This window comes from Pseudomonas corrugata (genome assembly GCF_050920615.1).
Classification (GTDB): domain Bacteria; phylum Pseudomonadota; class Gammaproteobacteria; order Pseudomonadales; family Pseudomonadaceae; genus Aquipseudomonas; species Aquipseudomonas corrugata.
Genome location: NZ_CP130434.1, coordinates 1,509,133 through 1,529,433 on the forward strand (window position 1 = coordinate 1,509,133; position 20,301 = coordinate 1,529,433).

The window sequence follows — 20,301 nt, forward strand, 5'->3', positions numbered from 1 at the left end:
CCCCTCGCCACAACGACAGTATTTATCTGTAGTTTTTACACCGCCCGATCAGCCCTACCGCCCGCCCATGATCGCGATGTAATCCTGGGTCCAGCGGCTGTACGGCACGAACTTGCCGCCCTCGGCCTGTGGGGTTTTCCAGAAGGCGATCTTGTCGAACTGGTCGAAGCCGTTGGTCTTGCAACCTTCAGCCCCCAGCAGCTCGCTGCCCTGGCACGCCGCGGGCACTGCCGGCAAGGAGCCGAACCATGCTGCCACGTCACCCTGGACCTTCGGTTGCAGCGACCAGTCCATCCATTTGTAGGCGCAGTTGGGGTGCTTGGCCTCGGCGTGGAGCATGGTGGTGTCGGCCCAGCCGGTGGCGCCTTCTTTCGGAATGGTCGAGGCGATCGGTTGTTTTTCGTTGATCAGGCCATTGACCTGGTATGGCCAGGCACCGGACGCCACCACGCCTTCGTTCTTGAAGTCACTCATCTGCACGGTGGTGTCATGCCAGTAGCGATGGATCAACGGTTGCTGGGCCCGCAGTAGCTCCAGCACGGCCTTGTATTGGGCTTCGTCGAGTTGATACGGATCCTTGATGCCCAGCTCGGGCTTGGCAGTCTTGAGGTACAGCGCCGCATCGGCGATGTAGATCGGTCCGTCGTAGGCCTGCACGCGGCCCTTGTTCGGCTTGCCGTCGGGCAGGGCCTGGGGGCTGAACAACACGCTCCAACTGGTAGGGGCCTGCTTGAATACGTCGGTGTTGTACATCAGCACGTTCGGCCCCCATTGATACGGCGTGCCGTAGGTTTTCTGGTTGACCACGTACCACGGCGCGTCCTTGAGACGCGGATCAAGGTTCTTCCAGTTGGGGATCAATGCGGTGTTGATTGGTTGCACCCGCTTGCCGGCGATCAGTCGTAACGAAGCATCGCCCGAGGCCGTGACCAGGTCGTAGCCACCCTTGCTCATCAGGCTGACCATTTCGTCGGAGGTCGCGGCGGTTTTCACATTGACCTTGCAGCCGGTTTCCTTCTCGAAACCGGTCACCCAATCGTAGGCCTTGTCGCTTTCGCCTCGCTCGATATAACCCGGCCAGGCCACGATATCCAATTGGCCTTCACCCTTGCCAACGGTCTTGAGCGGTTCGGCGGCCTGGACGCTGAGGCTGGTCAGCATCGCCAGGGTGATTGCACTGAGCAATACGGTGTTGTGCGCGTACATGGGAATCCCTCTTGCTTTAATTGTTTTGGATTAGCCGCAAGTCTCAAGCTGGAAGCTGCAAGAAACGGCGGTCACCTACAACTTGTAGCTTGCTGCTTACAACTCCCGCCCGTGACGGGCCATGATGTGGCGCACCACGCTGTAGTCCTGGAGCGAGTCACAGGACAAGTCTTTCCCGTAGCCCGAGCGCTTCAGGCCGCCGTGGGGCATCTCGCTGACCAGCATGAAGTGGCTGTTGATCCAGGTGCAGCCGTATTGCAGGCGCGCCGCCACTTGCATCGCCTTGTCCAGGTTCTGGGTCCATACCGAGGACGCCAGGCCGTATTCGGAATCGTTGGCCCAATCCACCGCCTGGGTGAGTTCGTCGAAGCGGGTCACGGTGACCACCGGGCCGAACACCTCGCGCTGGACGATTTCATCGCTTTGCTTGCAGCCGGCCAGCAAGGTCGGCTGGTAATAGAAGCCGGCACCGGAATGCACCGCCGCGCCGGTGATGCGCTCGATGTGCGGCTGGGCGAGTGCGCGTTCGACGAAACTGGCGACACGGTCGCGCTGGCGGGTGCTGATCAAGGGACCGATTTCGTTGTCGGCGTCGCGCTTGCCGGCAAAGCGCAGGCTGCTGACCGCCGTGCCGAGTTCGGCCACCAGTCGATCGTGAATGGCGCCCTGAGCGTAGATCCGGCAGGCCGCGGTGCAATCCTGGCCTGCGTTGTAATAGCCGTAGGTGCGCACGCCATCGACCACCGCCTGGATGTCGGCGTCGTTGCAGACGATCACCGGTGCCTTGCCTCCCAGCTCCAGGTGCGTGCGCTTGAGGGTTTTCGCCGCGGCCTGGAGGATTTTCTGGCCGGTGACGATATCGCCGGTCAGCGAGACCATGCGCACCTTGGGATGGCTGACCAGATGGCTGCCAACCCCTTCGCCGCCTCCGCAGATGACGTTGATGACGCCCCGGGGCAGGATCCCGGCCAGCAGCGGCGCCAGGGCCAGGATCGACAGCGGTGTATGCTCCGAGGGTTTGAACACCAGGGTGTTGCCGGCGGCCAGGGCCGGGGCGATTTTCCACGCGGCCATCATGATTGGGTAATTCCACGGCGCAATGGACGCGATCACGCCGATGGGGTCGCGGCGCACCATGCTGGTGTAGCCGGGCAGGTACTCACCGCTGAGCTGGCCGGTCTGGCAGCGCACGGCGCCGGCGAAGAAACGGAACACATCCACTGTGGCACTGAGGTCGTCCTGCCGCGCCAGGTGCAATGGCTTGCCGCAGTTCAGCGATTCGAGACGGGCCAGGTGATCGGCATGCTTTTCGATCGCGCTGGCGATCTCCAGCAGCAGGTTCGAGCGTTGTTGCGGGGTGGTGCGCGACCATCCGTCGAAGGCTTGGTGGGCGGCCAGGACCGCTGCCTCGACCTGCTCGATGCTGGCCTCGGCGATAGAGGCCAGTACTCCGCCGGTGGCCGGATTGAGTATCGGCTCGACAAATCCCTCGCCGGAAACGAGCTCCCCATCGATCAGCAATGCGGTGCACAGTGGGGTTGGTGTGCCAGCCATGTTTGATTTTCTCTTATTAAATGGCCCGGAGGATTCAGCAAGACTAGTGCGCAGCCTCCAGGCCGACAAATTCTAAATACTCAAGTATGCATTCGATTAAATAGATGGCTTACGCCCGCCGTGGGGCTGCTCCCTGGCGACGGTCAGGAAAGGATCGACCAATGCCGGTCGTGACGTGCCGCGGCGCCAGGCCAGCCCGACGTCGAGGGTCTGGTTGAGGTCGGCGATCGGACGCGCTTCGATGATGTCGCCCTCCAGTGACCAGGGGCGGTACGTCATGTCCGGTTGGATCGACACGCCCAGTCCCGCCGCTACCAGGCTGCGCACCGCTTCGGTCGAGGCGGTGCGCAGCGTGATCTTCGGTTGCAGGCTGGCACCACGCCACAGGCGCTGGGCGTTGCGTTCCATTTCATCGACGTTCAGCTGGATCAGTGGCTCACTGGCGACGTCCGCCAGGTTGATGCTGTCGTGTTCCAGCAACGGGTGCCGGGGCGGCAGCCACAAGCGGTGAGGAGAATGGGTCAACACTTCGGTCTGCAAGGCATGGCGATCTTCGAGGTTGGACAGAATGAGCACGCCGACATCGATTTCCCCGCTGACTAGCAGATGCTCGATATAGGGCCGTTCGTCCTCCATCACGCGGATCACCACATTCGGGTAGGCGCGCTGGAAGCGGGTCAGCAGATCGGCCAGGTAGTAGCCGGCGACCAGGCTGGTGACGCCGACGGTCAGATGGCCGGCGACCTGGTCGGTGCTTTGCTGCAGGCTGCGCTTGGCGTTGTCTACGGTGGCGAGGATCAGGTGGGCCTGGCGCAGGAACTGATGGCCCTGATGGGTCAGGGTCATGCCCTTGGCATGGCGGTTGAACAGGCTGACGCCGATCTCCTGCTCCAGTTGCTGGATGGCCAGGGTCAAGGTGGACTGGGAAATGAATGCGGCTTGCGCAGCGGCGGAAATCGAGCCGGTCTCGGCCACGGCGATGAAATGGCGGATCTGACGCAAGGTCATCATGGGTGAATACCCGGTAGGCTGTTTTTGTCGATGTTTTGCAGTGTATATCGTTTTTTCTGAAGGGTAGCGGGAGCGGTTGAAAGGGCAAGCAACATCTCGAAGCAATCTCGCCGACGACTTTGAATACTTTCGATTTAGGCTGGTGGCCTTGCTCATTCGGTTACCCGAACACAGGGAGGCAGCGAAATGAATACCCGTGGATTGCTCGATCAGTTACTCAAGTCCGGTCAGGACCTGTTGCAGAACAAGGCGGGCGGCGCGCAGAACAAGCAGACCGGCGGGCTTGGCAGCCTGCTTTCCGGCGCTGGCGGTGGTGCACTGGCGGTAGGCGCCATGGGGTTGCTGCTGGGTAACAAAAGAGTCCGCAAGACGGGCGGCAAGGTTGCGCTCTACGGCGGTCTCGCCGCGCTGGGCGTTATCGCCTACAAAGCCTATGGCAACTGGCAGGCCCAGCAGGGCCGCGCGCCGCAAACGGAACCCCGGACCCTGGACCGGATCCCACCGGCACAGGTCGAGCAGCACAGCCAGGCCATCCTCAAGGCGTTGGTCGCAGCGGCCAAGGCCGATGGTCATGTGGATGAGCGTGAGCGGCAGTTGATCGAAGGCGAATTCACCAAGCTCGACAACGACCAGGAGCTGCGACACTGGCTGCATGCCGAGCTCAACAAGCCTCTGGACCCCACCGACGTCGCCCGCGCCGCCAGCACTCCGGAAATGGCCGCGGAAATGTACATCGCCAGCGTGATGCTGGTGGACGAGGAAAACTTCATGGAAAAGTCCTACCTCGATGAGCTGGCGCGACAGCTCAAGCTGGAGCCGGGGTTGAAGGTCGAGCTGGAGAATCAGGTGCGACGGGCTTCCTTGTAGATAACGCCTGACAAACACCATGCTCCTGTGGGAGCGCAAACCTGTGAGAGCAAAGCTTGCTCGCGATAACGACAGAACAGTCAACATTGCTGCTGACTGACTTACCACAATCGCGAGCAAGCTTTGCTCCCACAGGTTTGTGGCTTGACTGACTGGCATCAGGGCTTGCCCGCTCCTACAGTGGTTGGCATCCAACATCAGTACACCACGCCCCTCGGCTATACTCCCCAACATTTCGAAGTCCCTCCGAGGTTTTACTGTGAAGAACTGGACGTTGCGCCAACGCATCCTGGCGAGTTTTGCGGTGATCATCGCCATCATGCTACTGATGGTGGTCGTCTCGTATTCGCGGTTGTTGAAGATCCAGGACAGTGAAGAGCGGGTACGTACCGATGCGGTGCCAGGGGTCTATTACAGTTCCATGATCCGCGGCGGCTGGGTCGACAGCTACGTCCTCACCCAACAGATCGTCGGCCTTTCGGGAAACCGGGAAATCACCGCCGAGGACAACGCCCACTACAAGGGCTTCGAACAGCATCTGCGTGAAGAAATACAGAACTATCAAAAGCTGATCCAGAACCCGGCCGACCAGGCCTCTCTGGATGAGTTCGAAACCAATCACCAGGCGTTCAACCAGGCGATGGCGAAAGTCCTCGACCTCTATCAGCGCAAGGATTACGAAGGTGCGCGACAGGCGCTGGACAAAGAGCTGGCGCCTGCCTGGATCGGTGGGCGCACGCACCTGAATCATATTATCGAGCGCAATCGGGAACTGGCGGAACAGGCCACCGGCACCATAGACGACGCCGTTACGGCGGCCAAGGTCGCCATGGGCCTGTCGTTTCTCGTCGCGATAGTCGTTGCCGTTCTCTGCGGGCTGTTGCTGATGCGCGCAATCATGGCGCCGATGAATCGCATCGTGGAAATTCTCGAAGTCATGCGCAGCGGCGACTTGAGTGGACGCCTGAACCTGGCGCGCAAAGATGAGTTTGGCGCGGTGGAAACCGGATTCAACGACATGATGACCGAGCTGACCTCCCTGGTGTCCCAGGCTCAGCGCTCGTCGGTGCAAGTCACCACCTCGGTGACCGAGATCGCCGCCACCTCCCGCCAGCAACAGGCCACGGCCACGGAAACCGCCGCCACTACCACGGAGATCGGCGCCACCTCTCGCGAGATCGCGGCGACCTCTCGCGATCTGGTGCGCACCATGACTGAAGTCTCCACCGCCGCCGACCAGGCCTCGGTGGCCGCCGGTTCCGGTCAACAAGGCCTGGCGCGCATGGAAGACACCATGCATTCGGTAATGGGCGCCGCCAACCTGGTGAATGCCAAGCTGGCGATCCTCAACGAGAAGGCTGGCAACATCAACCAGGTGGTGGTCACCATCGTCAAGGTAGCCGACCAGACCAACCTGCTATCCCTCAACGCCGCCATCGAAGCTGAAAAGGCGGGCGAGTACGGTCGTGGTTTCGCCGTGGTCGCCACCGAGGTACGCCGCCTGGCCGACCAGACGGCGGTAGCCACCTATGACATCGAGCAGATGGTGCGCGAAATCCAGTCCGCCGTGTCCGCCGGTGTGATGGGCATGGACAAGTTCTCCGAAGAGGTACGCCGTGGCATGGCCGAGGTGCAGCAGGTCGGTGAGCAACTGTCGCAAATCATCCATCAGGTCCAGGCGCTGGCGCCGCGGGTGCTGATGGTCAACGAGGGCATGCAGGCGCAGGCCACCGGGGCCGAACAGATCAACCACGCTCTGGTGCAACTGGGCGATGCCAGTAGCCAGACCGTGGAGTCCTTGCGTCAGGCCAGTTCTGCCATCGACGAGCTGAGTCAGGTAGCCGTGGGGCTGCGTGGCGGCGTCTCGCGTTTCAAAGTCTGATGGGCGAATTCGAGGCCAGGCGTGGAGCCGCGCCGGCGGCCCGTCAAACCCTGTTCCTGATGTTTTGCATCGGCAACGAGCGCTATGCCCTGCAGGCCACCGACGTGGTTGAAGTGCTGCCGCGCCTGCCTCTCAAACCGATCGCCCGGGCTCCGGCGTGGGTGGCGGGAGTGTTCGCCTGGCGCGGGACAGTGGTGCCGGTGATCGATCTGTGCAGCCTGGCCTTCGGCCAACATGCCGAGGCCCGTACCAGTACGCGTCTGGTGCTGGTGCATTACCGTCCCGACGAGCAATTGCCGGGGCAGGTGCTGGGGTTGATCCTGGAACAGGCCACCGACACGTTGCGTTGCGATCCGCTGGAGTTTCAGCCTTATGGCCTGGATAACCGGCAGGCGCCGTACCTGGGCCCGGTGCGCGAAGATGCCCAGGGACTGCTGCAGTGGGTGCGGGTCAATGACCTGCTTGATGAATCGGTCCGCGCCGTGCTGTTTCCCGCGTCGCCGTTGAACCTTGATGGCTTTGAGGCACTGCCATGAACGGCGACCAGCGTTTTTTCGACTTTCTAAAGGAGCGCATCGGTCTGGATGTCACCTCCGTCGGCACCGCCATCATCGAGCGAGCCGTGCGCCAGCGCATCATCGCTGTACCTGGGCGAACCGCCGATGAGTATTGGCACAGCCTGCAGGCATCGACCCAGGAGCAGCAAGCGCTGATCGAAGCGGTGATTGTCCCGGAGACCTGGTTCTTCCGCTACCCGGAGTCCTTCGCGACCCTCGCCAGGCTTGCCGTCAAGCGCCTGGCCGACATCAGGCACCTGCGCGCCCTGCGTGTCCTCAGTCTGCCGTGCTCCACCGGCGAAGAACCTTACTCCATCGCCATGGCCTTGCTCGATGCAGGCCTGGAGCCCCATCAGTTCAAGGTCGACGGGCTGGACATCAGTCCCTTGTCGATAGAGCGAGCCAGAGGCGCATGTTATGGCAGGAATTCGTTCCGTGGCGCAGACCTCGGTTTTCGCGAGCGACATTTCACCCTCGACGGCGAGGGTTACCGCCTCAGCGAGCGTGTGCGCGAACAGGTACGCCTGCAAGTGGGTAACCTGCTGGATCCGGCTCTGCTGGCGAACGAAGCACCCTACGATTTTGTGTTCTGTCGCAACTTGCTGATCTATTTCGACCAGCCGACCCAGCGACTGGTGTTCGAGGTGCTCAAGCGCCTGACCCACCAGGACGGCGTGTTGTTCATCGGCCCCGCCGAAGGCAGTTTGCTCGGGCGGCTGGGCATGCGCTCGATCGGGGTCGCCCAGTCGTTTGCCTTCAGCCGCCAGGGCGCTCCCGATCCTCAACCATTGCCAGCCCTGATACCCACGCCGTTGCCGATTCGCCAGACACCGCCCCGTGGCGTTCCACCTGCGGTTCGGCCCCGCCCGTTCATGACGAGCGTGACGCCGATTGTCGAGCCGAAAAGCAGTGACGCCGCCACCTTGCTGGCCAACATCGCCGCCCTGGCCAACGGCGGCAACAGCGCCGAGGCCCGTGCGGCCTGCGAGCAATACCTGCGCAGCCACGCGCCCAGCGCCCAGGTGTTCTATTGGCTGGGCTTGCTCAGCGACATGGCCGGCAGTGCGCTCGAGGCCCAGGGTTTCTATCGCAAGGCGCTTTATCTTGAGCCGCAACACGCCGAGGCCCTGGTGCACCTGGCGGCGTTGCTGGCTTCCCAGGGAGACGCGGCCGGGGCCCGTCGATTGCAGGAACGCGCCGCCCGCAGCGGACGCTTGGCTGACAGTGAGCGTAAATGATGAGCGGTTCGGCTTTCCATAACGTCATCCATGACGACGCCCAGGCAATCGACGACTGCTGGAACCGCATCGGCGTGCATGGCGACAAATCCTGCCCGTTGCTGGCCGAGCATATCCACTGTCGCAACTGTTCGGTGTATTCGGCCGCGGCCACCCGCTTGCTGGATCGCTATGCCCTGCAGCAGGACGACCGGGATCTGGCCCATGCCCCGGTGGACATTGATGTAGCGACGCGCTCGCTGCTGGTGTTCCGGTTGGGCGAAGAGTGGCTGGCCTTGACCACCCGCAGTCTGGTGGAAGTGGCGCCGTTGCAACCGATCCATTCATTGCCGCACCAGCGTTCCCGTGCACTGCTGGGGGTGGCGAATGTGCGCGGGGCGCTGGTGGCCTGCCTGTCGCTGGTCGAGCTGCTGGGACTGGAGCCCGGTGCGGCAACGACCGCCGGCGGGCGGGTCATGCCGCGCATGTTGATCGTCGCCGCCCAGGGCGGACCGGTGGTGGTGCCGGTGGACGAAGTGGACGGCATTCATGCCATCGACGAACGCCTCCTGGCGGCTGCTTCGCAGTCCGGCGGCAAATACACCCGTGGCGTATTGCATTACAAAGGGCGCAGCCTGCGCTGGCTGGATGAGCAACAGTTACTGTCCGCCGTGACCCGGAGCCTGTCATGACCCCTGATCAGATGCGCGACGCCTCGTTGCTGGAGCTGTTCAGTCTGGAGGCCGAGGCCCAGACCCAAGTGTTGAGCGCCGGCCTGCTGGCCTTGGAGCGTGATCCGACCCAGGCTGACTCTCTTGAGTCGTGCATGCGCGCGGCCCATTCCCTCAAGGGGGCGGCGCGGATCGTCGGCGTGGACGCCGGGGTCAGCGTGGCTCATGTCATGGAGGATTGCCTGGTGAGTGCCCAGGAGCGTCGCCTGGTCCTGAGCGCCGAACACATCGACGCCTTGTTGCAAGGAACCGACCTGTTGACGCGCATCGCCACGCCGGGCAACAACGTCGGCACGACGGACGTCGACGGCTACGTGGCGCTGATGGGGCGCTTGCTTGATCCCGCCGCGCCACCGGCACCGATCGCGACGCCGCCGATGATCGAGATACCTGCCGAGCCGGTACCCGTCGAACCGCCGGAGCCGGTCGCGCCGGCGCGCCCCAAGGGCAAGCGGGTCACCGAAGGCGGCGAACGGGTGCTGCGGGTCACTGCAGAACGGCTCAACAGCCTGTTGGATCTGTCGAGCAAATCCCTGGTAGAGACCCAGCGCCTCAAGCCTTGGCTGGCAACGATGCAACGGCTCAAGCGCCAACAGAGCAATGGTTTGCGCGCCCTGGAAGAATTGAACGTCCACCTCAAGGACCACGCCTTGAGCCTGCAGGCCCAGGAAGCGCTCGGCGATGCCCGCCGCCTGCTCGCCGAGACCCAGCAGTTGCTGGCGCAGAAAACCGCCGAGCTGGACGAGTTCGCCTGGCAGGCCAGCCAACGGGCGCAGGTGCTGTACGACACGGCGCTGGCCTGTCGCATGCGGCCTTTCGCGGATGTGCTGTCGGGCCAGGCGCGGATGGTGCGTGATTTGGGCCGCAGCCTGGGCAAACAGGTGCGCCTGGAGATCGAGGGCGAGAAAACCCAGGTTGACCGTGATGTGCTGGAAAAACTCGAAGCGCCGCTGACCCATCTGCTGCGCAACGCCGTGGACCACGGCATCGAACCCCCGGAGCAGCGACTGCTGGCCGGCAAGCCCGCCGAGGGCCTGATCCGCCTGCGCGCCTCCCATCAGGCCGGCCTGCTGGTGTTGGAACTGGCGGACGATGGCGCGGGCGTGGACCTCGAGCGCGTGCGGCGCAGCGTCGTCGAGCGCGGGCTGTCTCCCGAACAGACCGCCGCCAGCCTGAGTGAAGAGGAGCTGCTGACGTTCCTGTTCCTGCCTGGCTTCAGCCTGCGGGACACGGTCACCGAAGTGTCCGGGCGCGGTGTCGGCCTGGATGCGGTCCAGCACATGGTCCGGCAATTGCGCGGCGCGGTGACTTTGGAGCAGACGGCGGGCGAAGGCAGTCGCTTCCACCTGGAGGTACCGCTGACGCTTTCGGTGGTCCGCAGTCTGGTGGTAGCCGTCGGCGATGAGGCCTATGCCTTTCCCCTGGCCCATATCGAGCGCATGTGCGACCTGGCGCCGGAGGACATCGTGCAGGTCGAGGGGCGCCAGCACTTCTGGCATGAAGACCGGCATGTCGGGCTGGTTGCGGCCAGCCAGTTGCTCAATCGTCCGGCAACCCAGGACAGTGGCCAGCACCTCAAGGTGGTGGTTATTCGCGAGCGCGAGGCGATCTACGGCGTGGCGGTGGAACGCTTCATCGGCGAAAGGACCCTGGTGGTCCTGCCGCTGGACGAGCGCTTGGGCAAGATCCAGGACATATCCGCCGGGGCCTTGCTGGACGACGGCTCGGTGGTGTTGATCGTCGACGTCGAAGACCTTCTGCGCTCGGTGGACAAACTGCTCGATACCGGACGCCTGGAGCGCATCGCCCGCCAGAGTCAGGCCCAGGCTCCGCGCAAGCGGATCCTGGTGGTGGATGACTCCCTGACCGTGCGTGAGTTGCAGCGCAAGCTGCTGCTCAATCGGGGTTATGACGTCGCGGTGGCGGTAGACGGCATGGATGGTTGGAACGCGTTGCGTTCGGAGGATTTCGACTTGTTGATCACCGACATCGACATGCCGCGCATGGACGGTATCGAACTGGTGTCGCTGTTGCGCCGCGACAGCCGCTTGCAATCGCTGCCGGTGATGGTGGTGTCCTACAAGGACCGTGAGGAAGATCGCTGCCGTGGCCTGGACGCCGGAGCCGACTATTATCTGGCGAAGGCGAGTTTTCATGATGACGCCTTGCTCGATGCCGTGGTCGAACTCATCGGAGGCGCTCGCGCTTGAAAATCGCCATCGTCAATGACATGCCCCTGGCGGTCGAGGCCCTGCGCCGCGCGCTGGCGTTCGAGCCGGCGCATCAGGTGGTCTGGGTCGCCGCCAACGGGGCCGAAGCGGTACAGCGCTGCGCCGAATACACCCCGGACCTGATTCTGATGGACCTGTTCATGCCGATCATGGATGGTGTGGAGGCCACCCGACGCATCATGGCCGAAACGCCCTGCGCCATCGTGATCGTCACCGGTGACAGCCAGCAGAACGTCCATCGGGTGTTCGAAGCCATGGGCCATGGTGCACTGGACGTGGTCGACACGCCGGCCTTGGGCGTGGGCAATCCCGAAGGCGCGGCGGCACCGTTGCTGCGCAAGATCACCAACATCGGCTGGCTGATCGGTGAGCGCGCCAGTCGCGCACGTGCGACGCCGGCTGCGCCGCGTCCCGCCGCTTCCCGTAAGAGCCTGGTGGCCATCGGCTCGTCGGCGGGTGGGCCGGCCGCGCTGGAGGTCTTGCTCAAGGGCCTGCCGCTGCACTTCGCCCCGGCCATCGTGCTGGTCCAGCATGTGGACGAGGTGTTTGCCGCAGGTATGGCCGAATGGCTGAGCAGTGTGTCGGGGCACAAGGTTCGCTTGGCACAACACGGCGAACCGCCACAAAATGGCACGGTGTTGCTCGCCGGCACCAACCACCATTTGCGTCTGTTGAAGGACGGTACCCTGGCCTACACGGCCGAACCGGTGAACGAGATCTATCGGCCCTCCATCGACGTGTTCTTTGAAAGTGTCGCGAGCTTCTGGAATGGCGACGCAGTGGGTATTTTGCTCACCGGCATGGGCCGCGACGGTGCACAGGGGCTCAAGCTCATGAGACAGCAAGGCTATGTGACCATTGCCCAGGACCAGCGGAGCAGTGCTGTATATGGCATGCCAAAAGCGGCGGCGGCCCTCGGCGCGGCTGCGCAAATTCTTGCGCTGGACAATATAGCGCCACGATTGATAGAGATTTTTTCAAGATGACGACCCTCAGCAGTCCTGGTCAAAGCCGCACTCAGGTGAGCCTCCATGAATGACTTACAGCTCGACGATTTCAAGAGCGATGAAAATGCCGCCATGGTCTTGCTCGTCGACGATCAGGCGATGATCGGCGAGGCGGTTCGGCGTGGGCTGTCGAATGAAGAAAACATCGATTTCCACTTCTGCTCCGACCCTCACCAGGCCGTCGCTCATGCGATTCGCATCAAGCCGACGGTGATTCTCCAGGATCTGGTGATGCCCGGGCTCGACGGCCTGAGCCTGGTGCGCGAATACCGCAACCATCCGGCCACCCGCGACATTCCGATCATCGTCCTGTCCACCAAGGAAGACCCGCTGGTCAAGAGCGCGGCGTTTGCCGCCGGGGCGAACGATTACCTGGTCAAGTTGCCGGACAACATCGAGCTGGTGGCGCGTATCCGCTATCACTCGCGGTCCTACACGATGCTGTTGCAGCGCGACGCGGCCTACCGCGCCCTGCGGGTCAGCCAGCAGCAACTGCTCGACACCAACCTGGTGCTGCAACGCTTGATGAACTCCGATGGCCTGACCGGGTTGTCCAATCGCCGGCACTTTGATGAATACCTGGAACTGGAGTGGCGCCGGGCGATGCGGGACCAGTCCCAGCTGTCGTTGTTGATGATCGACGTGGATTACTTCAAGTTCTACAACGACACCTTCGGCCACCTGGAGGGTGACGAAGCCCTGCGCAAGGTCGCCACGGCGATCCGCGAAGCCTGCAGCCGCCCATCCGATCTGCCGGCCCGCTACGGCGGCGAGGAGTTCGCCCTGGTGCTGCCCGGCACCTCGCCTGGCGGTGCCCGGTTGATGGCCGAAAAACTGCGCCAGAGCGTGGTCGCCCTGAAAATCCCCCATACCGTGCCCGAAGAGGGAGCGAGCCTGACCGTCAGCGTCGGCGTCTCTACCGTCACCCCGCAGCAAGGCAGCGATAGCCGACAACTGATTTCGGCGGCGGACAAGGGGTTGTACATGGCCAAGCACAATGGGCGTAACCGGGTGGGCATCGAGTAAATCCCCTCGCCACAGGTCTGTGTTGCCTGTGGGGGCTGTGTTGAATCTCATTACCCTCCCAAGCCGCCAGGCGGGCTGCCGTCGGCGCTTGATTACGTTATACTCGCCGGCTTTCAAAAGTTCGCCAACGAGTGCTGCCCGCCATGGAAATCAACCCGATCCTTAACACCATCAAGGACCTGTCCGAGCGCTCCGAAACTATTCGGGGGTATCTTTGACTACGATCAAAAGCATGAGCGTCTGACCGAAGTCAATCGCGAGCTTGAAGATCCGAGTGTCTGGAACAAGCCTGAGTACGCTCAGGAACTGGGTCGCGAGCGTTCTGCGCTGGCGCTGATCGTCGAGACTCTGGACGAGTTGTCCAGTGGCCTGGCCGATTGCCGCGACCTGCTGGACATGGCTGTCGAAGAAAACGACGAAGGCGCGGTCGGTGACGTGGTCGCCGAGCTGACACGCCTCGACGAGGCCCTGGCCAAGCTGGAATTCCGCCGCATGTTCAGCGGCGAGATGGACATGAACAACGCCTACCTGGACATCCAGGCCGGTTCCGGCGGCACCGAGGCCCAGGACTGGGCCAACATCCTGCTGCGCATGTACCTGCGCTGGGCCGACAAACGCGGTTTCGACGCGACCATCATGGAGTTGTCGGCCGGTGAAGTCGCCGGGATCAAGGGCGCAACCGTACATATCAAGGGTGAATACGCCTTTGGCTGGCTGCGTACCGAGATCGGCGTGCACCGCCTGGTGCGCAAGAGCCCGTTCGACTCCGGCAACCGTCGCCACACCTCGTTCTCGGCGGTATTCGTTTCCCCCGAGATCGACGACAAGGTGGAAATCGAGATCAATCCGGCGGACCTGCGCATCGACACCTACCGTTCCTCGGGCGCCGGTGGTCAGCACGTCAACACCACCGACTCGGCGGTACGGATTACCCACGTACCGACCAACACCGTGGTCAGTTGCCAGAACGAACGGTCCCAGCATGCCAACAAAGACACCGCGATGAAAATGCTCCGGGCCCGCTTGTACGAGCAGGAGATCCAGAAGCGCAACGCGGCGTCCCAGGCCCTGGAAGACAGCAAGTCCGACATCGGTTGGGGTCACCAGATCCGTTCCTATGTGCTCGATGCCTCGCGCATCAAGGACCTGCGCACCAACATCGAACGCAGCGACTGCGACAAGGTGCTGGACGGCGACATCGACGAATATCTGGAAGCGAGCCTCAAACAAGGGCTGTAACGCGACACCCATGCGGCGGGCGGGCACACTTTTGTGAAAGCGAGGCCCGCCGGCAAACTCCGGCCCCGGGGCCGGGGGCAACGAACCTGTGATGGAATCCATAAAGACATGAGCGACCTAGAACTCGACCCGCAAGCCCTGCAACAGGAAGAAAACTCCCTGATCGCCCTGCGCAAGGAAAAGCTTGCTGCCGAGCGCAACAAGGGCCAGGCCTTCCCCAACGACTTCCGCCGCGACGCCTACTGCGACGCCCTGCAGAAGAAGTACGCAGACAAGACCAAGGAAGAGCTGGCCGAGGCGGCGATTCCTGTCAGGGTTGCCGGTCGTATCATGCTCGACCGTGGTTCGTTCCTGGTGATCCAGGACATGACTGGCCGCATCCAGGTCTATGTCAACCGCAAGACCCTGCCGGAAGAAACCCTGGCCGCCGTCAAGACCTGGGACCTGGGCGACATCATCGCCGCCGAAGGCACCCTGGCCCGTTCCGGCAAGGGCGACCTGTATGTTGAAATGACCAGTGTGCGCCTGCTGACCAAGTCCCTGCGCCCGTTGCCTGACAAGCATCACGGCCTGACCGACACCGAGCAGCGCTATCGCCAGCGCTACGTCGACCTGATCGTCAACGAGGACGTACGCCAGACGTTCCGCGTGCGCTCCCAGGTGATCGCCCACATCCGCAGCTTCCTGATGAAGCGCGACTTCCTGGAAGTCGAGACGCCGATGCTGCAAACCATTCCCGGCGGTGCGGCGGCCAAACCGTTCGAAACCCACCACAACGCCCTGGACATGGAAATGTTCCTGCGTATCGCGCCGGAGCTTTACCTCAAGCGGCTGGTGGTTGGCGGGTTTGAAAAGGTTTTCGAGATCAACCGCAACTTCCGTAACGAAGGCGTTTCGACCCGGCACAACCCCGAGTTCACCATGCTCGAGTTCTACCAGGCCTACGCCGACTACGAAGACAACATGGACCTGACCGAGGAGCTGTTCCGCGAGCTGGCGCAGCTTGTTCTCGGGACTACCGACGTGCCGTACGGCGACAAGGTGTTCCACTTCGGTGAGCCGTTCGTGCGTCTGTCGGTGTTCGACTCGATTCTCAAGTACAACCCTGAACTGACCGCCGATGACCTCAACGACATCGACAAGGCCCGCGCCATCGCCAAGAAGGCCGGTGCCAAAGTGCTCGGCTTCGAAGGCCTGGGCAAGCTGCAGGTGATGATTTTCGAAGAGCTGGTGGAGCATAAGCTGGAGCAGCCGCACTTCATTACCCAATACCCGTTCGAGGTGTCGCCGCTGGCTCGTCGCAACGACGAAAACCCGAACGTGACCGACCGTTTCGAGTTGTTCATCGGCGGCCGTGAAATTGCCAACGCCTACTCCGAGCTCAATGACGCCGAGGACCAGGCCGAGCGCTTCATGGCCCAGGTGGCCGACAAGGACGCCGGTGACGACGAGGCCATGCACTACGATGCCGATTTCGTGCGTGCCCTCGAGTACGGCATGCCACCCACGGCCGGCGAAGGCATCGGCATCGATCGCCTGGTGATGTTGCTGACCAACTCACCGTCGATCCGGGATGTGATTCTCTTCCCGCACATGCGGCCTCAAGCGTAAGTGTTTCAATTAAAAAACCGCCTGGAAGGGCGGTTTTTTATTGCCTGTCTGGTACAAACGTATCAATTGGTTACTTTTGAAATAGCGAGGAAAGACCTGTCGTGAATCGTGCAATGTCTCCAGAAGGTGCAGCGGGCGTCGCCACTGCAGTCGCTGAAAGTGTTCAGTACCAGGGCCGCAAGGCGAGCCGACAGGGCAGTGAGCAGCGTCGCCAGGAGATTCTCGATGCGGCCATGCGCATTGTGGTGCGCGATGGCGTGCGGGCTGTGCGACACCGGGCAGTGGCCGCCGAAGCAGGCGTGCCGTTGTCGGCCACTACTTATTACTTCAAGGACATCGATGACCTGCTCACCGATACCTTCGCCCAGTACGTGGAGCGCAGCGCGGCTTTCATGGCCAAGCTGTGGGCCAACAACGAAGGCTTGCTGCGGGAAATGGTCGCGTACGGGGACGGCAGCCCGGGATCCCGTTCGCAACTGGCCGACGACATTGCCCGGATGACCGTCGACTACGTGCAGCATCAGTTGGACAGTCGCCGCGACTACTTGATGGCTGAGCAGGCCTTCCGTCAGGAGGCGCTGCTCAACCCGCGCCTGGCGGAACTGGTGCGGTCCCATCAGCAGATCCTGTTGCATGGCACGTGTCAGTTTTTCCAGGTGTTGGGCTCTCGTGAGCCGCAACAGGATGCCAAAGTGTTGACGGCGATTATCGGACGGATGGAATATCAGGGTTTGCTCAATGGCGCCGAGCCGGTCGCCGGTGAAGACATGCTCGGCATTCTGACCCGCTACATGCACTTGGTATTGGCGTCTGTCTGAAACACATGGACCTTTGTGGCGAGGGGATTCATCCCCTCGCCACAAAGGTCCAGTCGCCAGTCATGGGAGTTCCAATGAAAGCCTGGCGTGCCGTTGTAATGGCCATGTCGTTGCTGCTGCTCAGCGGCTGCCTGGTGTCCTTCAAGGCTCCGTTGCCCGACGCTGAGGCCGCGCCCAAGGGCTTGCTCGGCCACTGGACCAGCACCAATGCCTGGGGCGAGCCGCTGAACCTTGAACTGACGAAAGTTGACAAGCACCGCTACCAGGCCATTAGCTACTTCAGGGCCAGGCCCCAGGAGCGGGAAGCCATTCCCCTGACCGTTTCCCGTCACGGCAGCCGCTGGTATCTGTCGGCCAAGGTACCGGCCCGGTATGGCGGGCATTTCGTGATCGCTGGTTTCGAGCTGACCGACAAGCAGGAACTGGTGGTCTACAACCTGGACATGGAACAGATCAACCAGGCCATCAGCCAGAAAATTCTCAGCGGCCAGCCGAACCGGAGCGAGGAGGGCGATGGGGTCCTGGTGGACAGCGACATGAGCAGGGTCTTCAGTTATCTCGACGACCCGGCCAATTCCGATGTGTTCTCGGAAGCCGTGCGTTACCAGCGGCTCAAATCCCAATAGACTCAAACATCAAAAGCTGCAGCAAGCGGACGTTTTTCACAGGAGTTCCGGGTGGACGATTACCAGCAGACGATACGCACCTTGTCCGATCGCATAGTGCTGGCGCAAACGCCGATTCGCGTTCTCGACGCGGTGAAATGGGACGAGAACATCCGTAAGGGGTTTCTCAAGGCCAAGGGCAAGGAACCGCCTGCAGTGGACCGTGACTATTACCTCAACCGGCCGTTGTCCTTCGATTCCAGCAAGGTCAAGCTGGAGTTCCAGAATATCGAGCGCGACATTACCCGTCAGCTTGGGCAATTCAACCCGGTTGGCCAGATCATGCGCCGCATGTGCAAGGAATACCGCATGGTGGTGCGCATGCTCGAAGCGCGCGGCACCGAGGACTTCGGGCTGATTTCCCAGGAGCTCTACGGCGCCGCTTCCGACGCCTTCCATGCCGGCGATCCGACCCTGTCCGACCTCGGCCTGATGCTGTCCGATTACCTGAACAATATCGATGGTCGTGGTGATCTGAAGGACGAGCCCAAAGTCCTCAGTGCCAAGGAAGCGGTGGGCCTGCTGCAGCACCGCCTCAACCGGGTCTTTGGCGAAGCCGAGGAAACCATCCGGGTGTTCGAGTCCGACGGGATCGTCGCGGACGCGGCGGCAGGTGCCGACTACATCAAGATCCGCGCCGATGCGATGTTCAACGAACGGGACGTGCGGGCCCTGGAGGTCCATGAAGGCCTTGTACACGTCGGCACGACCCTCAACGGCTTGAACCAGCCGATCTGCACGTTCCTGTCCAAGGGCCCGCCCTCGTCCACCGTGACCCAGGAAGGCCTGGCGATCCTGATGGAAATCATCACGTTTGCCTCCTACCCGAGCCGCTTGCGCAAGCTCACCAACCGCACCCGCGCCATCCATATGGTGGAGGAAGGGGCCGATTTCCTGCAGGTCTTCGAGTTCTTCCGCGAGCAGGGCTTTGAAATGGCCGAAAGCTACGGCAATGCCAGCCGGGTCTTCCGTGGCTCGGTGCCGAACGGCCTGCCATTCACCAAAGACTTGTCCTACCTCAAGGGCTTCATCATGGTTTACAACTACATTCAGTTAGCCGTGCGTAAAGGCAAACTGGAGCAGGTGCCGCTGTTGTTTTGCGGCAAGACCACCCTTGAGGACATGCGTACCCTGCGGCAACTGGTGGACGAAGGCCTGGTGGTGCCACCCAAGTACCTGCCCGAGCAGTTCCGCGACATGAATGCGCTGTCGGCCTGGATGTGTTTCTCCAACTTCTTGAACCATCTGAGCCTGGACCGGATCGAAGCGGATTATTCCAATATCCTGTAAGCGAATGTGGGAGCGAGCCTGCTCGCGATAGCGATATGTCAGGAACCTTTGCATCAACTGACACACCGCTATCGCGAGCAGGCTCGCTCCCACAGGGACTGTGTTTCAACTTCAAACTTATGCGAGGTTCACCGGATGCGAACCCTCGGCATTTTTTGCCTGCTGCTGGCCCTGAGTGGTTGCAGTTCGCTGTTGTTCTACCCCGAACGGGGGCAGCCCTTCACCCCGGAGCGGGCGCGGCTCGAATACCGTGACGTCACCCTGCTCACCGCTGATGGTTTGAAACTCCACGGCTGGTGGCTGCCGGTCAAGAAGGGGGTCGAGGTCAAGGGGACGGTGCTGCACCTGCACGGTAACGGTGGCAACCTCGCCTGGCACCTGGGCGGTAGCTGGTGGCTGCCGGAGCAGGGCTATCAGGTGTTGATGGTGGATTATCGCGGTTATGGCTTGTCCGAAGGCGAGGCGAGCCTGCCGGCGATCTACCAGGACATCGACGCGGCATTCAAGTGGCTCGACCAGGCGCCGGAAGTCCAGGGCAAGCCGTTGGTGTTACTCGGCCAAAGCCTGGGTGGCGCGCTGGCGGTGCATTACCTGGTCGATCACCCGCAGCGCCAGCAGCAACTCAAGGCCCTGGTACTCGACGGCGTGCCCGCCAGCTATCGCGACGTGGGACGTTTTGCCCTGAGCACGTCGTGGCTCACCTGGGCCTTCCAGGTGCCTTTGTCCTGGCTGGTGCCCGACGGCGACAGCGCCATCGGTTCCATCGCGCAATTGAAAGGCGTGCCGAAGTTGATCTATCACAGCCTCGACGACCCTATCGTGCCTCTTTCCAACGGTATCCGCCTGTATCAAGCTGCGCCGCCGCCGCGAGTCCTGCAGCTGACTCGTGGCGGGCACGTGCAGACGTTCGCCGACCCGGTCTGGCGAACCGTGATGCTGCGCTACCTCGACGACCCGCAACACTTCAACGGGCTGCGCCGCCTGGGCGAAGTCCCGAATTACCCGAAATCCCCTGTTGAATCTCCAGAGAGCCCGCAATGAGCGAAGAACGCAACGCCATCCCCCTGATCATCACTGGTATCTGCAGCATTCTCGGCACCGTCGCGGTGCTGTGGTACTACGGCTACCTGCACTTCGCCAAGCCCGAGGATGCGTTGTTGCTCAATGAGTTCACCATGCTCAAGACCATGCCGGGCGAAGACTATAAGGTTTCCCTGGAGCCGGCGCCCCAGGTGGCCCAGTGCATCGATGGCGTGCTGGTGCTGTTTGACACCGAACAGAAAGGCCTGACGGGCGTGCTGATCAATGACAAGAAGCGCGCGGTGCGGTGCATGGGCCAGGAGACGCCGCAGAAGCTCCAGCCGTAATGCCATGAGGGCCGGTGACTCC

18 protein-coding genes are annotated in these 20,301 nt (G+C 62.2%); 15 read left to right on the plus strand and 3 right to left on the minus strand.

Going from position 1 to position 20,301, the window contains the following annotated elements; all coding sequences use genetic code 11:
* Nucleotides 1-54: 54 nt before the first annotated feature.
* From ydcS to QZH45_RS06715, 3 genes are all read right to left on the minus strand, one after another.
* Nucleotides 55-1,206, minus strand: coding sequence for a putative ABC transporter substrate-binding protein YdcS (gene ydcS / locus QZH45_RS06705; RefSeq protein WP_024778962.1), 1,152 nt, complete (start codon nt 1,204-1,206; stop codon nt 55-57).
* Between the two features lie 96 nt (nt 1,207-1,302).
* Complete coding sequence (locus QZH45_RS06710) at nt 1,303-2,760, minus strand: gamma-aminobutyraldehyde dehydrogenase (RefSeq protein WP_069018473.1); 1,458 nt, start codon at nt 2,758-2,760, stop codon at nt 1,303-1,305.
* Between the two features lie 96 nt (nt 2,761-2,856).
* The gene (locus QZH45_RS06715) at nt 2,857-3,771 is read right to left on the minus strand and encodes a LysR family transcriptional regulator (protein WP_055135648.1); all 915 of its coding nucleotides are present in this window, start codon (nt 3,769-3,771) and stop codon (nt 2,857-2,859) included.
* 186 nt (nt 3,772-3,957) lie between these two features.
* Between QZH45_RS06715 and QZH45_RS06720 the strand changes: the two genes are divergently transcribed.
* The 15 genes from QZH45_RS06720 (at nt 3,958) to QZH45_RS06790 (ending at nt 20,279) form a co-directional block, all read left to right on the plus strand.
* Nucleotides 3,958-4,638 (plus strand): tellurite resistance TerB family protein, encoded by a 681-nt coding sequence (locus QZH45_RS06720; protein ID WP_055135647.1) that lies wholly within the window; start codon nt 3,958-3,960, stop codon nt 4,636-4,638.
* A 259-nt stretch (nt 4,639-4,897) separates the two neighbouring features.
* The gene (locus QZH45_RS06725; RefSeq protein WP_024778966.1) at nt 4,898-6,520 is read left to right on the plus strand and encodes a methyl-accepting chemotaxis protein; all 1,623 of its coding nucleotides are present in this window, start codon (nt 4,898-4,900) and stop codon (nt 6,518-6,520) included.
* Nucleotides 6,520-7,056, plus strand: coding sequence for a chemotaxis protein CheW (locus tag QZH45_RS06730; protein WP_024778967.1), 537 nt, complete (start codon nt 6,520-6,522; stop codon nt 7,054-7,056). Before QZH45_RS06725 ends, QZH45_RS06730 begins: the two co-directional genes overlap by 1 nt.
* Complete coding sequence (locus QZH45_RS06735) at nt 7,053-8,315, plus strand: CheR family methyltransferase (RefSeq protein ID WP_055135646.1); 1,263 nt, start codon at nt 7,053-7,055, stop codon at nt 8,313-8,315. The genes QZH45_RS06730 and QZH45_RS06735 overlap by 4 nt, the downstream gene beginning before the upstream one ends.
* Nucleotides 8,315-8,986, plus strand: a complete 672-nt coding sequence (locus tag QZH45_RS06740; protein WP_069018474.1) for a chemotaxis protein CheW — start codon at nt 8,315-8,317, stop codon at nt 8,984-8,986. The genes QZH45_RS06735 and QZH45_RS06740 overlap by 1 nt, the downstream gene beginning before the upstream one ends.
* The gene (locus QZH45_RS06745) at nt 8,983-11,235 is read left to right on the plus strand and encodes a hybrid sensor histidine kinase/response regulator (RefSeq protein WP_069018475.1); all 2,253 of its coding nucleotides are present in this window, start codon (nt 8,983-8,985) and stop codon (nt 11,233-11,235) included. Before QZH45_RS06740 ends, QZH45_RS06745 begins: the two co-directional genes overlap by 4 nt.
* Nucleotides 11,232-12,242: a chemotaxis response regulator protein-glutamate methylesterase gene (locus tag QZH45_RS06750; RefSeq protein ID WP_024778971.1), complete on the plus strand. Its 1,011-nt coding sequence runs from the start codon at nt 11,232-11,234 to the stop codon at nt 12,240-12,242. Before QZH45_RS06745 ends, QZH45_RS06750 begins: the two co-directional genes overlap by 4 nt.
* A gap of 45 nt (nt 12,243-12,287) precedes the next feature.
* On the plus strand, nt 12,288-13,289 hold the full coding sequence (locus tag QZH45_RS06755; RefSeq protein WP_024778972.1) for a response regulator: 1,002 nt from the start codon (nt 12,288-12,290) through the stop codon (nt 13,287-13,289).
* A 143-nt stretch (nt 13,290-13,432) separates the two neighbouring features.
* Nucleotides 13,433-14,528, plus strand: a protein-coding gene (prfB, locus tag QZH45_RS06760; RefSeq protein WP_122319494.1) for a peptide chain release factor 2 whose coding sequence is annotated in 2 segments (ribosomal slippage) — nt 13,433-13,504 and nt 13,506-14,528 — 1,095 coding nt in all. Because the reading frame shifts where the segments join, the coding sequence is not laid out codon by codon here.
* Between the two features lie 108 nt (nt 14,529-14,636).
* Complete coding sequence (gene lysS / locus QZH45_RS06765) at nt 14,637-16,139, plus strand: lysine--tRNA ligase (protein ID WP_024778974.1); 1,503 nt, start codon at nt 14,637-14,639, stop codon at nt 16,137-16,139.
* A gap of 113 nt (nt 16,140-16,252) precedes the next feature.
* On the plus strand, nt 16,253-16,957 hold the full coding sequence (locus QZH45_RS06770) for a TetR/AcrR family transcriptional regulator (RefSeq protein WP_033034556.1): 705 nt from the start codon (nt 16,253-16,255) through the stop codon (nt 16,955-16,957).
* A gap of 74 nt (nt 16,958-17,031) precedes the next feature.
* A complete protein-coding gene (locus tag QZH45_RS06775) occupies nt 17,032-17,583 on the plus strand; it encodes a hypothetical protein (RefSeq protein ID WP_024778976.1) in 552 nt (183 codons plus the stop codon).
* 51 nt (nt 17,584-17,634) lie between these two features.
* Nucleotides 17,635-18,912: a flavohemoglobin expression-modulating QEGLA motif protein gene (locus tag QZH45_RS06780; RefSeq protein ID WP_053192691.1), complete on the plus strand. Its 1,278-nt coding sequence runs from the start codon at nt 17,635-17,637 to the stop codon at nt 18,910-18,912.
* Between the two features lie 135 nt (nt 18,913-19,047).
* Nucleotides 19,048-19,953, plus strand: coding sequence for an alpha/beta hydrolase (locus QZH45_RS06785; protein ID WP_024778978.1), 906 nt, complete (start codon nt 19,048-19,050; stop codon nt 19,951-19,953).
* The gene (locus QZH45_RS06790; protein WP_024778979.1) at nt 19,950-20,279 is read left to right on the plus strand and encodes a hypothetical protein; all 330 of its coding nucleotides are present in this window, start codon (nt 19,950-19,952) and stop codon (nt 20,277-20,279) included. Before QZH45_RS06785 ends, QZH45_RS06790 begins: the two co-directional genes overlap by 4 nt.
* Nucleotides 20,280-20,301 lie beyond the last annotated feature (22 nt).

What these genes read in the sequence shown, in the direction of transcription:
- QZH45_RS06745 (WP_069018475.1), top strand. Translation starts at nt 8,983, where the DNA reads ATGACCCCTGATCAGATGCGCGACGCCTCGTTGCTGGAGCTGTTCAGT.
- ydcS (WP_024778962.1), bottom strand. Translation starts at nt 1,206, where the DNA reads ATGTACGCGCACAACACCGTATTGCTCAGTGCAATCACCCTGGCGATG.
- QZH45_RS06775 (WP_024778976.1), top strand. Translation starts at nt 17,032, where the DNA reads ATGAAAGCCTGGCGTGCCGTTGTAATGGCCATGTCGTTGCTGCTGCTC.
- QZH45_RS06730 (WP_024778967.1), top strand. Translation starts at nt 6,520, where the DNA reads ATGGGCGAATTCGAGGCCAGGCGTGGAGCCGCGCCGGCGGCCCGTCAA.
- QZH45_RS06740 (WP_069018474.1), top strand. Translation starts at nt 8,315, where the DNA reads ATGAGCGGTTCGGCTTTCCATAACGTCATCCATGACGACGCCCAGGCA.
- QZH45_RS06710 (WP_069018473.1), bottom strand. Translation starts at nt 2,760, where the DNA reads ATGGCTGGCACACCAACCCCACTGTGCACCGCATTGCTGATCGATGGG.
- QZH45_RS06770 (WP_033034556.1), top strand. Translation starts at nt 16,253, where the DNA reads ATGTCTCCAGAAGGTGCAGCGGGCGTCGCCACTGCAGTCGCTGAAAGT.
- QZH45_RS06720 (WP_055135647.1), top strand. Translation starts at nt 3,958, where the DNA reads ATGAATACCCGTGGATTGCTCGATCAGTTACTCAAGTCCGGTCAGGAC.
- QZH45_RS06790 (WP_024778979.1), top strand. Translation starts at nt 19,950, where the DNA reads ATGAGCGAAGAACGCAACGCCATCCCCCTGATCATCACTGGTATCTGC.
- QZH45_RS06735 (WP_055135646.1), top strand. Translation starts at nt 7,053, where the DNA reads ATGAACGGCGACCAGCGTTTTTTCGACTTTCTAAAGGAGCGCATCGGT.
- lysS (WP_024778974.1), top strand. Translation starts at nt 14,637, where the DNA reads ATGAGCGACCTAGAACTCGACCCGCAAGCCCTGCAACAGGAAGAAAAC.
- QZH45_RS06785 (WP_024778978.1), top strand. Translation starts at nt 19,048, where the DNA reads ATGCGAACCCTCGGCATTTTTTGCCTGCTGCTGGCCCTGAGTGGTTGC.
- QZH45_RS06715 (WP_055135648.1), bottom strand. Translation starts at nt 3,771, where the DNA reads ATGATGACCTTGCGTCAGATCCGCCATTTCATCGCCGTGGCCGAGACC.
- QZH45_RS06755 (WP_024778972.1), top strand. Translation starts at nt 12,288, where the DNA reads ATGAATGACTTACAGCTCGACGATTTCAAGAGCGATGAAAATGCCGCC.